The following is a 13,773-nucleotide window of genomic DNA, read 5'->3' on the forward strand; positions in this document are numbered from 1 at the left end:
GTCCCCATGCGCAGCCTGCACCACATCACCGGATCCGACGCGACAAGCTTCCTTCAGGGGCTGATCACCAATGATATAGCCGGGCTCGATACGGGCCTTGTCTATACCGCCATGCTGACACCGCAGGGGAAATATCTGGCCGATTTCTTCCTCGCCCGGCATGGTGATGCGCTTCTTCTCGATGTGGATGCGGATCTCGCCCACACATTGATCCCGCGCCTCAACATGTACCGGCTGCGCGCCGATGTGCAGATCACTGAAAGCCCCCTGTCGCTCATGCGTGGCACCGGGCCGGCCCCGGACGGCGCGCTTGTGGATCCGCGCCATGCGGATATGGGCTGGCGGCTTTATGGTCCGGAGGCGGGCGATGACGGCACCGATTGGGACGCGATCCGCGTCGCACACTGCATCCCCGAAAGCGGTGTGGAGCTTGGGCCAGACACGTTCATCCTTGAGGCTGCGTTCGAGCGGCTGCACGGCGTGGATTTCCGCAAAGGCTGTTATGTGGGGCAAGAGGTGACCGCGCGGATGAAGCACAAGACCGAGCTGCGCAAAGGCCTCACCACGGTCGAGATCACCGGCACGGCCCCGGCGGGCACTGAGATCACCGCGAATGGCAAGGTGGCAGGCACGCTGCACACCCAATCCGGTGATCGCGCCATCGCATATCTGCGCTTTGACCGCGCCACTGGTCCGATGCAGGCCGGGGACGCGCAGGTGACGTGGACGCCGCCCGGCTGACACGAAAAAGGGGCCGCCGAGGCCGCCCCTTACACTACGTCCGAACCGCTCGGATCACGCGCGCTCGGAATATTCCATCGTCTCGGTGTTCACGATGATTGCCTCATCCTGCCCCACGAAGGGCGGCACCATCACCTTGATCCCGTTATCGAGGATTGCTGGCTTGAAGCTGTTGGCCGCCGTCTGCCCCTTCACCACTGGCTCTGTCTCCACCACGGTGCAGGTGACCTTCTGCGGCAAGGTCGCGTTCAGCGCCTCGGCCTCATGAAACTCGATCGCGATCGTCATCCCGTCTTGCAAAAACGGCCGCCGGTCACCCAGAATCTCGGCGGGAAGCTCGATCTGCTCGTAAGTTTCCGCATCCATGAACACCAACATGCCGTCAGTTTCATATAAAAACTGCTGATCTTTTTGTTCAAGTCGCACCCGCTCCACCTTATCGGCACTGCGAAAACGTTCGTTCAATTTTGATCCATTGCGCAGATTGCGCATCTCGACTTGGGCAAAGGCGCCGCCCTTACCGGGTTTCACGTGATCGACTTTCACAGCCGACCACAAACCTCCGTTATGTTCCAACACGTTACCGGGCCGGATTTCGTTACCGTTGATTTTGGGCATTGTGGCAAAACCTTGACAAAAGGTTGAAATAAACAGTGACAACCCTATATATTGTGATGCGCTGGGGAGCAAGATGACCAAATATCGTATCGGACATCACGGAGCTATGCACAAAGCGCATGAGAGATATGCTTATCTGCTCTATCCGAATCGAAGGAAACCGGGCATACCAAGCTCCAAGCCGAAAACACAAGAGCAATAAACAAGGACGAGTCATGAAGGATTTCGTTGACGGTGCCGCCTTCAATAACGAGCAAGGCAATCGCGCACGCAAACTTTTCGCAGCTGTCGTACTGGCTGCACTGGACGATGCCATTTCCGACGATAAGAAATATGGCAACGGCCCCGACCAGATCGCCCGCTGGGCGCGCTCGCGGGATGGACGCGAAGTGCTGTCTTGTGCCGGGATCGACCCCAATGAGCGCGTTGTGACCGGCCTTATGGATTTCGTATCCAAAGGCGTGCGTACTTCTGTCGCTTTGTCGCGCGAAGAAAGTGAGCGCCGCAGTGCCGCCGCTGCGCAGGCCGAAGCCGCCTGACATTGCGCAAAAGATCAAGCGAAGGCCCTGCCTGAACGGCGGGGCCTTTCGCGTTTGAGGCCAGTCCGCACGCAAGTGGGCCGCGTCATGACTTCCCTCACGCCAAGACAATGCGTATCACCCTTCACATCAAGCAGCAGAGGGCGCGCAGTGACACGAGCAATCATGATACAGGGTGCAGGCTCGAATGTCGGGAAATCCATGCTTGTGGCGGGTCTGGCACGGGCCTGCACCCTCCGGGGCCTGAGCGTCGCGCCCTTTAAGCCACAAAACATGTCCAACAACGCAGCCGTCACGCAAGATGGCGGCGAGATTGGCCGCGCCCAAGCGCTTCAGGCCCGCGCGTCAGGGCGCGCAGCGCACACGGATATGAACCCTGTCCTGCTCAAACCCGAGAGCGAAACAGGCGCGCAAGTGATCGTACAGGGCCAACGCTTTGCCACCCTGCGCGCGCGCGACTATGCCAAAGCCAAACCACAGCTCTTGAGCGCCGTTCTGGAGAGTTTCCGCAGGCTCAGCACCACGGCCGACCTGATCATCGTCGAAGGTGCGGGCAGCCCCGCCGAGATCAATCTGCGCGCGGGCGACATCGCCAATATGGGCTTTGCCGAGGCCGCAGGCGTGCCCGTGGTTCTGGTCGGCGATATCGACCGGGGTGGCGTGATCGCACAGATCGTGGGCACGCAGGCGGTGCTGCCTCACTCGGATGCGGCGCTGATCCGGGCCTTTGCGATCAACAAGTTTCGCGGCGATCCCTCTCTTTTTGATGACGGGCTCCGTGCGATTGCCGAGCGGACGGGCTGGCCCTCCTTGGGGGTGGTCCCATGGTTTGCCGATGCGTGGCGCCTTCCGGCGGAGGATGTGATGGACATCGCCTCCAAGCACGGCGGCGCGTGCAAAGTGGCGGTGCCGCGCCTTGGGCGGATCGCAAATTTCGATGATCTGGACCCATTGAGTGCTGAACCGGGGGTGAGCGTCGAAATTATCGCGCCGGGGCAGCCTCTGCCAGGGGATGCAAATCTCGTGCTCATTCCAGGCAGCAAATCCACCATCGCGGACCTTGCCGCCTTCCGCGCCAACGGCTGGGACATTGACCTTGCAGCACATCTGCGGCGCGGTGGGCATGTTTTGGGCATTTGCGGCGGATACCAGATGCTTGGCCGCGAGATTGCAGACCCCGAGGGCATCGAGGGCGCGCCGGGCAGTGTTCCGGGCCTCGGGCTTTTGGATGTGACCACGGTGATGCGCCCCGAAAAACGGCTGGCGCTCACCTCGGCGCGGCATGTGGCCAGCGGTGCGGCTGTTGAGGGGTATGAGATACATTTGGGCGAGACGCATGGCCCAGATTGCGCGCGCGCATGGCTTGAGGTGGACGGACGGCCCGAAGGGGCCGCGTCCGGGGATGGGCGCGTGCGCGGTTGCTATCTGCACGGGCTTTTTGCGTCAGATGCGTTTCGCGCGGCCTATCTGGCGGATCTGGGCACCGTGTCGGAAATGCGGTTTGACGACAGTGTTGAGAATACGCTGGACGCACTTGCCGCGCATCTGGAAACGCATATGGATGTGGATCAACTCTTGGCGCTGGCAAGCGAGGTTTGAGGCACCCGTATACTTGACGAACCCGCCTAGTCGAGATCCTGACTGGCCAAGGCCCGTGCAATTTCGCGGCGCACAAGCTTGCGCACATTCCGCGTGATCCGCTCGCCCAGCGCGCCTTGCAACTCCTGCCGGACGATATCGGCAACCAGATCACGCAGAGCATCCTCGTCCAGAACATCCTCCGTGTCGCCAAGAAGGGCCGCATCAGAGGGGGAGTCGTCTTCTTCGGCGCGCGGGTCTTCTGCAACAAAGTTTTCCGGTATGTCGTCTACGGGTGCGGACGGAGTCACTTGGCGTCGTTTTGGCGCAGGCTCAGAGGGCTTGGCCGCCTCAGCTTCTGCTGCATCCGCGTCAGCCTGATAATCTTCCCATGGTACGGAGGCACCGGGTCCGCCGGAATAGGCCTCATCTGTGGTGCCATCCGGCTCCCACTGATCATCGCGGGACGCGACAACCTGCTCAAACTCGGCCACCCGAGCCTTCAAAGCATCGCTGCGCTCGGGCAGATCAGCGACAGCACCCTCCGCCGCGTTTTCCACATCCCAATGGCCCTCCATCTCGGAACGGTCAGGCACGCTGTCATCCCAGACTGGGCTGCCTTGGGCAGGATCATCGCTCGCCTCATCAGCAGCAATATCCGAATCATCGCCAAGCGCTTCTCCACCCACTTCCGGCAGCACTTTCTCGCGCGCTGGCATCCCCCCTTCAGGCGCGTCTTTGGCGTCAGATGCCTGCGCATCCTCGCTGTCATCCACACGAAAAAATGGTGTCAAAACCAGCTTATCAGCCTCTGGCGTCGGTGTTTGCGCGTCACTTTCGGGTGCAACATCCTCCGCCTTTAGCGGACGTTCTTCACTCGAGACGAGCCGCCGAATAGACGACAGGACATCCTCAATTTCCACATTGGTCACGGGATCGGACATATCATTATACCACTCTTGCCTCACCACAGTGTAACCCACACCGCCGCTTTCGCACAACAGATAGGGAGAGTTTTACTCTTTCCCCAGCGCCCGCAACACTTTGTCCAACTGCTGACCCTGTTGGCTGGACGGCACCGGAGCATCGTCCACGAGATCGTAGTAAAGCGTAGGATCGTAGCTCTGCACACCCAGATTCAGCTGTCGCGCGGTAAGCTGCCCAGTGGAGGCAAGCACTTGATAGGCGGCGATAAACACATCCGCCTGCGCGGAAATCTGGTTGGCTTGCGCGTCGAGCAGCTCCTGCTCGGCATTAAGCACGTCGAGCGTGGTGCGGGCACCCAGATTGGCCTCCTCGCGGACACCCTCAAAAGCCACGCGGGCTGCGCGGACCGCTTCGGAGCTTGCCTCGGCAGACGCGCGTGTCGCGGTCAGGATAGCATAAGCCACGCCTACGTTCTGGCGCACGTTATCGCGCACCACATGAAGCGCACCACGCAGCGCATCGCGCTGTGCCAATGCACGGCGCGTGGTCGAACTGAGCAGCCCACCTTGGTAGATTGGCCCGCCGATTTGGACACCCACCGTGGCCGTCTGGCCGAAATTGTTTGAGTTGAACTCGTCATTCACACCCAATGTGCCGTTCAGGGTCATACGCGGACGCACAGCAGCCTCTGCCACCCGCACGTTGAGATCGGCAGAGGCCACGTCAAACTGCGCTTTCAGCATATCGGGATGATTGCGCATCGCGACCTGTTTGGCGCTATCGACCGAGCGTATAATCTCGGGCAGGCGCGGCTGACGCGCGAGGCTGCCGGGGCGTTTACCAACCGACGCGATATACTCCTCAATCGCTTGGTTCAAATCTCCCTCGGCACCGGCCAGACCGCTTCGGGCGGAGGCAAGACGCGCCTCGGCTTGCGCCACATCGGTCCGGGTCACTTCGCCCACTTCGAATCGATCGCGCGCGGCGCGAAGAGATTCGCTGATCACGCGCACGTTGGAGCGGCGCAACTCAACAAAGCGGGTGTTGCGCTGCACGTTCATATAGGCCGCAACCGCGCGCAAAAGCACCTGCTGCTCAATGGATATCAGCGTCTGACGCGTGGCGAGCACAGCTTCCTTGGCCGCCGCAATACGCAGGCGTTGCTGCCCGAAATCATAAAGCAGAAGCTCCGCGATGATCCCGGCGTTGATATCTGTATCGCCGGTGCGGATCGTACCGCCACCGGGCCGATTGCCATAAGCCATGGAGCGGGTGATATCCGCGCTCCAGTTGATGATGGGGCGCAGACCGGCCACGGTGCTGGCGACATCCTCGTCAGCGGCGCGCAGGAGGGCGCGGTTTTGCTCCAGCAGACCTGATTGATTGTAGGCGCCCACCAGCGCATCGGCCAATGTGTCGGCCTGTGCAGCCCCCCCCGCCATCAGGACGACCACTGCCACACCGCGCACCGCGCGCCGCATGTTGAGCGCAAAACGCGTCAGCGGCCCTGCTGCTGTAAACCCCGTTACATTCATCATGCTCTCACCCCATCACTGCACCCCTGACGCTCGTCAGAGCGTGAAAGCCACCGCTTTCTCAAAGCCTTGCAACACCGGCGCGCCTGCATTGAATGCGAACCTCCAAGATATCTGCCCATCCGTTTTATATCCGATCCGCACAACGCCAAGCGCATTTTCCATGAAGAGGCATGCAATGCGCCCGCCATCTTTCAGCTGTGCCGTCAGCGCGGCGGGAAGCTGCTGCACAGCCCCCTGAACCGCGATCACATCATAGGGCCCATGCGCCTCTGCGCCCTCAGCCAGCGGCCCCTCATGCACGATCACGTTGTCGGCGGCATGCTCCGCCAAGAGGCTCTGCGCCTCGGCGGCCATGCCCGCATCCTGCTCGACCGCAACCACCGCAGCCGCCATCCGCGCCATCACCGCCGCCGAATATCCAAGCGCGCTGCCCACATCGAGCACCAGTTCGGAGCTTTTGATGTCCAGCACATCCAGCATTTTGGCCAAAGTCCGCGGCTCCAGAATAACGCGGCCCCCCCCAAGCTCGATATTCTCGCCCATATAGGCCGCCTCCCGCAGGGCGCGCGGCACAAAGGCCTCGCGCGGGACCGACAGCATAGCGTCGATGATCGGAAACTTGGTCACATCCGAGGGGCGGACCTGTGTGTCCACCATCATGGTGCGGCGTGCGGCATAATCTGTCATGGGCTGAACTCGCGGGCTCCGGATTCTTGTTGCTGACGTTCTGTCACACCTCGGCCCACTGAGCAACGGCGCATAGGCGCACGCACGCCGTCCTGTGATACGGGTGCTACGGCGTGGATTACTCACCCGCCAGCAGCATCCGCCCCGGGCGCTGCCATGTGCCTTGCGCATCTGCTTGCCGCTCGGCCTGCTCCCACATCAGGTCCGCGATTATCTCTTCGGGCACGTATCCAGTTGGCGCAGCCTTGATTAAATCACGCAACCAGCCAATATTCTCGGCCTCGCAAGCCTCACAAAGCGCTGCCAGAAACCGGTCCAGCTTGACTGGGCTGAGCCGCGCCTCACGCGCCGCCAGAATACGTGGATGTGCGGTGGGCTGCGCGCGGTCTCCAATCAGCAGTTCCTCATAGAGCTTTTCACCCGGCCGCAAGCCCGTAAACTGAATGGCGATATCACCTCTGGCCTGGACCGCGCCATCCACCGCGCGGTAAGGCTCCAGCCCGCTCAACCGCACGATCCGCTCGGCCAGATCGACGATGCGGATGGGCTCGCCCATATCCAGCACGAAAACATCGCCACCCGACGCCATCGCGCCCGCCTGAATGACAAGCTGCGCGGCCTCAGGGATGGTCATGAAATAACGGGTGATATCAGGATGCGTCACCGTGATCGGCCCCCCCGCCTCAAGCTGCGCGCGAAAGCGCGGAATGACCGAGCCTGACGAGCCCAGAACGTTGCCGAAGCGAACCATTGAAAACACCGTATCAGACTGCCACTGCGCCGCGGCCTGACACACCAACTCGGCCAGCCGTTTGGATGCGCCCATGATATTGGTGGGCCGCACAGCCTTGTCGGTGGAGATCAGGATGAACGCTTTAACCCCGGCCTTGATCGCCGCATCGGCCAGCACTTTGGTGCCGAACACGTTGTTTCGCAGCCCTTCGACCACGTTATGCTCCACAAGTGGCACGTGCTTGTAGGCCGCCGCGTGATAGATCGTCTCGACTTCAAAGCGGCACAGTGCGGCAGTGATGCGATCGCTGTTCTGGACGGACCCCATCAGCGGGATGATCCCCACGCTCAACCCCTCGGCCTCCACCGTCTCGCGCAGCTCCATCTCCAGCCCGTAAAGCGCCGGCTCAGACAGCTCCCACAGAACCAGCACACGCGGCCCCTGCCGCAATATCTGGCGGCAAAGCTCAGACCCGATGGAGCCGCCCGCGCCAGTCACCATAACCACCTTGCCCGCGATATTGCCCGCCATCAGCGCGGGCATCGCAGGCACAGGGTCCCGCCCCAGCAAATCCTCAATCGCCACATCGTGAATATCGCTCACCTGCGCGCGGCCCGCGACGATATCGGACAGGCCGGGAATGGTCCGCACCCGCAAAGGCAGCGTCTCAAGCCGCACCATAATCGCGCGCCGCTCGGCGCGGCTGGCGCTGGGAACGGCCAAGAGGACAAGCTCTACGCCATGGCGCGCCGCGATATCCGCAATGCGCTCTGGGCTATGGACAGGCAGACCGCCAATCGTCGCCCCATGCAATTCACGCGCATCATCCACAAACGCCACGGGCCGATACTCCCGCCCTTGCCAAAGCGCGCTGAGAAGCTGCCGACCGGAAGCGCCCGCCCCGTAAATCACCACCGGCGCCCGACCACATTGCGCGCGGCGCGCGAACAAGGCCCGTATCACCACCCGCACCCCGCCAAGGGCCATGACGGCTAACAGCCAATAGATCGCCGGAACCGAGCGTGGTATGGGCAGGTTCAAGGCCTGACTGATCACGAAAAGCGCCAGTACGGAGATGCCAAGGCCCAGCACGATGGTGCGCAGGAAATGCGCGGAGATGTAGCGAATGACGGCGCGGTAGAACCCCAGCCGTACAAAGGCCAGCAAGCTTATGGGCAAGCTCAGGACCAGCGCCAGCCAAACATCGGGTTGCGCCATAAAGCCGAGGTTTTCCAATCGCATGAACATCGCGAGGACAAAGCAAAATGTCAGCAGGCCCGCATCGACACCAAGCTGCAAACCGCGTTTGTGCACCCGCTTGAGCCGGAGCAATCGGTTGAGATCAAAACTCAGCACCGGCGGGCGCGGCCCCGGAGACACCACGCCCAGCTCGACCACCTTTTTGCGAGATACCGCCGGGACAAGACAATGGGCATGTGGATATTCCTAGAGAACCGTCAGACCCACAATGTGCCACAGCAGACGTTAAGAAAATCTTACCAAAATTTTAGCCAATGTGGCACCGATGGCCCTCTTCCTCGAATGCCCTTCCGGCTGGATATCTCGGGTATTCGCCGCAAATCCTGCCCCAATCTCAACATTATCAGTTATTTATGTTTGACTCCCCCCTCCCCCTGCGCTTTTCCCTCGCTTGGAAGGAATGCTCAAATGACCAACCCCGTGGACCTCTTCATCATCGGTGGCGGCATCAATGGATGCGGCATCGCGCGCGATGCGGCGGGACGGGGCCTGAGCGTGACCCTCGCCGAAAAGGGCGATCTGGCCTCCGGCACGTCCTCGGCCTCGACCAAGCTTTTTCATGGCGGGCTGCGCTATCTGGAATTCTTCGAGTTCCGCCTTGTCCGCGAGGCTCTGGAAGAGCGCGAGACGCTTCTGCGCGCCATGCCGCATATCAGCTGGCCAATGCGGTTCGTGCTGCCCTACCACAAGGATATGCGCTTTGAGGCGGGCACGCCCACCTCGCGGCTTCTCACGATTTTCATGCCATGGATGCGCGGGCGCAGGCCTGCTTGGCTGATCCGGCTGGGGCTTTTTCTCTACGACACTATGGGCGGGCGCAAAATCTTGCCGGGCACACGCAGGCTTGATCTGCACACCGACCCCGCGGGCACGCCGCTAAAGGAAAAATACCGCAAGGCTTATGAATATTCCGATTGCTGGATCGAAGACTCGCGCCTTGTCGTGCTCAACGCGCGCGATGCAGAGGCACGCGGGGCCACCATTCGCACCCGCACCCGTGTGGCCCGTGCACGGCGCGCGGGCGACCTCTGGGAGATCACAGTGGAGAGCCCGGACGGCCCAGAGACGCATCACGCCCACGCCCTTGTGAACGCCGCTGGCCCTTGGGCGGCTGAGGTGATCCAGACCACGATCGGCCTCAACAGCGCCGACAGCGTCCGCCTTGTGCGCGGCAGCCATATCGTCACGCGCAAGCTCTTTGATCATGACCGCAGCTATTTCTTCCAAGGCGAGGATGGGCGCATCATCTTTGCGATCCCCTATGAGGGTGATTTCACCCTGATCGGCACCACGGATTCAGAACATTCCGACCCGCAGACCCCACCCGAATGCACCGAGGCCGAGGCCGATTACCTGCGCCACTTCGCCAGCCGGTATTTCAAACGCGAGGTCACGCGCGAGGATATCGTCTGGACCTATTCCGGCGTCCGCCCACTCTATGATGACGGTGCGAGCAGCGCCACCGCCGCCACCCGCGATTATGTCCTGCGGTTGGAGACCTCCGGCGCGGCACCGCTTCTCAACATTTTTGGCGGCAAGATCACAACCTACCGCCGCCTCGCCGAGAGCGCTCTGGCCGAGCTTGGGGCGTATTTCCCCAATGCCACGGGCAACTGGACCGCAGGCGTGCCCCTGCCCGGCGGCGATTTTCCCGTGGACGGCGTGACCAAACTCACCGCAGCACTGGAGCAAGACTATCCGTTCCTCGGCCCCCAAGAGGCGCGCCGCCTGATCCGCGCCTATGGTACCGAAGCGCCGCACATGTTGGGCGCTGCCAAAACGCGCGCCGATCTGGGTCAGGAATTCGGCGCGGGCCTGACCGAGGCCGAGCTGCGCTGGCAAATGGCCCATGAATATGCGCAAAGGGCCGAGGATGTCGTCTGGCGTCGCACGCGGCTGGGCCTCAAGATGAGCGCGGATAAGATTGCAGCGCTGGACACATGGATGCGCGCGGCGGCGATTGGCAAGGCGCGCACGGGGGCCTAAGCTTTCCCGAGACATTTCAGACCGGAGCGCGTGCCATGAGCCAAATCCTCGCCATTGATCAGGGCACCACCTCCACCCGCGCCATTGTCTTCAACGCCGATCTGCGCCCCGTGGCCTCGGCACAGGCGGAGTTCGCGCAGCATTTCCCCGCCTCCGGCTGGGTCGAGCATGATCCAAGCGATTTGTGGTCCACAACGCTCATCACCTGCCGCGCTGCCCTCAAGCAATCCGGCCCGGTGCAGGCCATTGGCATCACCAATCAGCGCGAGACGACCCTCGTCTGGGATGCCACCACCGGCGCACCCCTTTGCAATGCCATCGTCTGGCAAGATCGCCGCACGGCCCAAACCTGCGCCGACCTGCGCGCCGCCGGGCACGAGGCGCTGGTGCGCGCGCAGACCGGCCTTTTGCTTGATCCCTATTTCTCGGGCACCAAGCTCAAATGGATACTTGATCAGCACCCCGGCGCGCGGATGAGAGCGGCCAAGGGCGAGCTGCTTTTTGGCACTGTTGACAGCTTTTTGATCTGGCACCTCACGGGCGGCGCGGTCCACGCCACGGACGCTACGAACGCAGCCCGCACGCTGCTTTATGACATCCACAAAGGCGCGTGGAGCCCCGAGATCTGTGCCCTATTGGACATCCCGCCGGAGATGCTTCCCGAGGTACGCAACAGCGCCGATGATTACGGCACCTGCGTGCCCGAGCATTTCGGCGCGCCCATCCCGATCCGGGGCGTCGCGGGCGATCAGCAAGCGGCTACCGTGGGGCAGGCCTGCTTCAAACCCGGCATGATGAAATCCACTTACGGCACGGGCTGTTTCGCGCTTCTCAATACTGGCGCGACGCCGGTTCTGAGCGAAAACCGCCTGCTCACGACCATCGCTTACCAACTGGACGACAAACCGACATATGCGCTCGAAGGCTCCATCTTTGTGGCGGGCGCTGTGGTGCAATGGCTGCGCGACGGGCTGGGGATCATCGACCAAGCTTGCGAGACTGGCGCACTGGCCGAGGCCGCGGACCCCACGCAGAACGTGATCCTCGTGCCCGCCTTTACCGGGCTTGGCGCGCCCTATTGGAACGCCGAGTGCCGGGGCGCGGTCTATGGGCTGACACGCGCCACCGGTCCGGCGGAAATGGCACGGGCAGCGCTCGAATCCGTGGGGTTTCAAACCCGTGATCTCTTGGAGGCCATGCACGCAGATTGGCCCGGACAGGATGCCCCCACCTTGCGCGTGGATGGTGGGATGAGCGGGTCGGATTGGACCATGCAATTTCTCGCGGACATCACCGGCGCCCCGGTAGACCGCCCGCCTGTGCTGGAGACGACAGCGCTTGGGGCCGCGTGGCTTGCGGGGATGCAGATCGGGCTCTACCCCGGACAGGAGGCTTTCGCGGACACATGGGCGCACGAGCGCACGTTCACGCCCGCCATGGCGTCTGACCTGCGCGATGCGCGCTATGCGAAGTGGAAGCGTGCCGTGGCCGCGACCCTGACCGTCTGAACGAAATTTCGGCCCGATCACGCGACGCACTCAGGCCCTCACAAAGCCGCGAGGTCGGATTACGCAGCGGCGTGGATGCCACCACATATGCCGCACGACCATGTCATTCTTAACAGGAGATACCTGATGACCACCCGCCGCACCTTCCTCACGTCCGCCGCCGCAATGGCCACGATTGCCGCCACCACCACACTGACCGCCCTGCCCGCTTTTGCGGCAAAGGATGCCTATTACATCAAGGACGGCACCGTGATCGGCGGCTACGATCCCGTGGCCTATTTCACCGATGGTGGACCCGCGCAGGGCAGCGCAGAACATGCGCTTGATTGGGACGGAGCCACATGGCATTTCACCAGCGCAGAAAACAAAGCCGCCTTCAAAGCCGACCCCGCGAAATACGCCCCACAATATGGCGGGTATTGCGCATATGCGGTCTCAAAAGGGGCCACCGCCAAGACTGAGCCCGAGGCCTGGAAGATTGTAGATGACAAGCTCTACCTGAACTTCGATCTCGACGTGCAGAAGATCTGGCTTGAAGATGTGCCTGGAAATATCACCAAGGCCGATGCCAACTGGCCCGGCGTTCTGAACTGATCGCCTCCCCTCCGGAAAACCTCGAAGGCCGTGCAGCATTGTGCGGCCTTCAGCGCATCTGAGGTCTCCATCTCAATTCCCGCTCTCAATCCTCCCTCTCGCACAAAAACCCGCAAAGATGCTCCGCAAGCTCATGCGCGGCCTCATCCGCCCCATGCCGCAGCAGCAGATAGTAGCCATAGGATGTTTGCACACGCGCCTCTATCGGTTTGACCAGACGGCCCGCCGCCAAATCCTCGTCCAGTAATTCGCTCCAGCCCAGCGCAATCCCAAGCCCGGCACGGGCGGCATCAATTTGCGCCGCATATGAATCAGTGCGGATCAGCACCTTTGCCTCAGACGGGCTCAGGTCCATTTCCGTGAGCCATATTCCCCAATTCATCCAGTTCCACTGTTTGTAATCCAGATCAATCAAATCGGCCTGCAACAGATCCTGCGCAGTGCTCACCGGACATTTGGCGAGATAGGACGGCGCGCAAACGGGCGTCACCTCATCGCCAAACAAAAGCCGTGCGGTAAAACCGGGCCACGTCCCATTGCCATGCAGCACAACCACATCAGAGCCAAGAATTTGCGCCTCGTCATCGCTCACGCATAAATCAACGGTCAGCGGCGGATGCGCGCGCAGAAAGCGCGCCAAGCGCGGGGTCAGCCAGAACCCACCGATAGACGTGTCCACGGCCAACTTGAGGAACGGACGCGTGTCGCGGTGCTGCATGCTGACCGTGGCGGCAGAGAGGTGCTGAAGTGCTATCTTCACCCCGTTGAAAAGCTCGCGGCCTTCATCCGTGAGGCTGATCGCGCGGTGCGACCTTGTGAAAAGCGCGGTGCCGAGGATGGATTCGAGCGTGCGTACCCGTTGGCTGACCGCTGATTGCGTTACCGCAAGCTCATGGGCGGCGCGGGTGAAGCTGCCCAAACGGGCGGATGCCTCGAACGGCACCAAAAGGTCGAGGGGGGGAAGGTTGCGCGGTTGCATAAGTCAGCCTAATCCAAATTCCTTAGAAAGGATCGTTTGCGTGATTTCCACTAATCTATTCCATTGGGCAGACACGTAGCCAAGG

At 61.8% G+C, this 13,773-nt stretch carries 12 protein-coding genes; 6 read left to right on the forward strand and 6 right to left on the reverse strand.

Going from position 1 to position 13,773, the window contains the following annotated elements; all coding sequences use genetic code 11:
* The first annotated feature begins 6 nt into the window (after positions 1 to 6).
* Entirely contained in the window at positions 7 to 741 is a 735-nt protein-coding gene (gene ygfZ / locus KUD11_RS00980) for a CAF17-like 4Fe-4S cluster assembly/insertion protein YgfZ (protein WP_109387400.1), read from the forward strand.
* A 54-nt stretch (positions 742 to 795) separates the two neighbouring features.
* On the opposite strand, the gene efp is transcribed toward ygfZ, so the two are convergent.
* Positions 796 to 1,359, reverse strand: a complete 564-nt coding sequence (gene efp, locus KUD11_RS00985) for an elongation factor P (RefSeq protein WP_109387398.1) — start codon at positions 1,357 to 1,359, stop codon at positions 796 to 798.
* 215 nt (positions 1,360 to 1,574) lie between these two features.
* On the opposite strand from efp, the gene KUD11_RS00990 reads away from it, so the two are divergent.
* Together KUD11_RS00990 and KUD11_RS00995 are read left to right on the forward strand one after the other, a co-directional pair.
* Complete coding sequence (locus KUD11_RS00990; RefSeq protein ID WP_109387396.1) at positions 1,575 to 1,898, forward strand: DUF6280 family protein; 324 nt, start codon at positions 1,575 to 1,577, stop codon at positions 1,896 to 1,898.
* 150 nt (positions 1,899 to 2,048) lie between these two features.
* Entirely contained in the window at positions 2,049 to 3,497 is a 1,449-nt protein-coding gene (locus KUD11_RS00995; RefSeq protein WP_109387394.1) for a cobyric acid synthase, read from the forward strand.
* Positions 3,498 to 3,523: 26 nt separating this feature from the next.
* On the opposite strand, the gene KUD11_RS01000 is transcribed toward KUD11_RS00995, so the two are convergent.
* The 4 genes from KUD11_RS01000 to KUD11_RS01015 all read right to left on the reverse strand — a co-directional run bounded on the left by KUD11_RS01000 (position 3,524) and on the right by KUD11_RS01015 (position 8,759).
* Complete coding sequence (locus KUD11_RS01000) at positions 3,524 to 4,420, reverse strand: hypothetical protein (RefSeq protein WP_109387392.1); 897 nt, start codon at positions 4,418 to 4,420, stop codon at positions 3,524 to 3,526.
* A 72-nt stretch (positions 4,421 to 4,492) separates the two neighbouring features.
* Positions 4,493 to 5,938 (reverse strand): TolC family outer membrane protein, encoded by a 1,446-nt coding sequence (locus tag KUD11_RS01005; RefSeq protein WP_450103319.1) that lies wholly within the window; start codon positions 5,936 to 5,938, stop codon positions 4,493 to 4,495.
* 36 nt (positions 5,939 to 5,974) lie between these two features.
* Positions 5,975 to 6,628, reverse strand: coding sequence for a protein-L-isoaspartate O-methyltransferase family protein (locus KUD11_RS01010; RefSeq protein WP_109387390.1), 654 nt, complete (start codon positions 6,626 to 6,628; stop codon positions 5,975 to 5,977).
* Between the two features lie 118 nt (positions 6,629 to 6,746).
* Positions 6,747 to 8,759 (reverse strand): polysaccharide biosynthesis protein, encoded by a 2,013-nt coding sequence (locus KUD11_RS01015; protein WP_224380123.1) that lies wholly within the window; start codon positions 8,757 to 8,759, stop codon positions 6,747 to 6,749.
* Between the two features lie 270 nt (positions 8,760 to 9,029).
* Between KUD11_RS01015 and glpD the strand changes: the two genes are divergently transcribed.
* From glpD to KUD11_RS01030, 3 genes are all read left to right on the forward strand, one after another.
* Positions 9,030 to 10,607: a glycerol-3-phosphate dehydrogenase gene (gene glpD / locus KUD11_RS01020; RefSeq protein WP_109387388.1), complete on the forward strand. Its 1,578-nt coding sequence runs from the start codon at positions 9,030 to 9,032 to the stop codon at positions 10,605 to 10,607.
* Between the two features lie 35 nt (positions 10,608 to 10,642).
* Positions 10,643 to 12,115 (forward strand): glycerol kinase GlpK, encoded by a 1,473-nt coding sequence (gene glpK / locus KUD11_RS01025; RefSeq protein WP_109388400.1) that lies wholly within the window; start codon positions 10,643 to 10,645, stop codon positions 12,113 to 12,115.
* A 126-nt stretch (positions 12,116 to 12,241) separates the two neighbouring features.
* Positions 12,242 to 12,709 carry a YHS domain-containing (seleno)protein gene (locus KUD11_RS01030; RefSeq protein ID WP_109387386.1) on the forward strand — a complete coding sequence of 156 codons (468 nt, stop codon included), beginning with the start codon at positions 12,242 to 12,244 and terminating at the stop codon, positions 12,707 to 12,709.
* 85 nt (positions 12,710 to 12,794) lie between these two features.
* Here the strand turns inward: KUD11_RS01030 and KUD11_RS01035 are convergent, their stop codons facing one another.
* A complete protein-coding gene (locus KUD11_RS01035) occupies positions 12,795 to 13,688 on the reverse strand; it encodes a LysR substrate-binding domain-containing protein (RefSeq protein ID WP_109387383.1) in 894 nt (297 codons plus the stop codon).
* Positions 13,689 to 13,773 lie beyond the last annotated feature (85 nt).

Origin of the sequence: Roseovarius carneus, assembly GCF_020141465.1 — a bacterium.
Taxonomy (GTDB): Bacteria; Pseudomonadota; Alphaproteobacteria; order Rhodobacterales; family Rhodobacteraceae; genus Roseovarius; species Roseovarius carneus.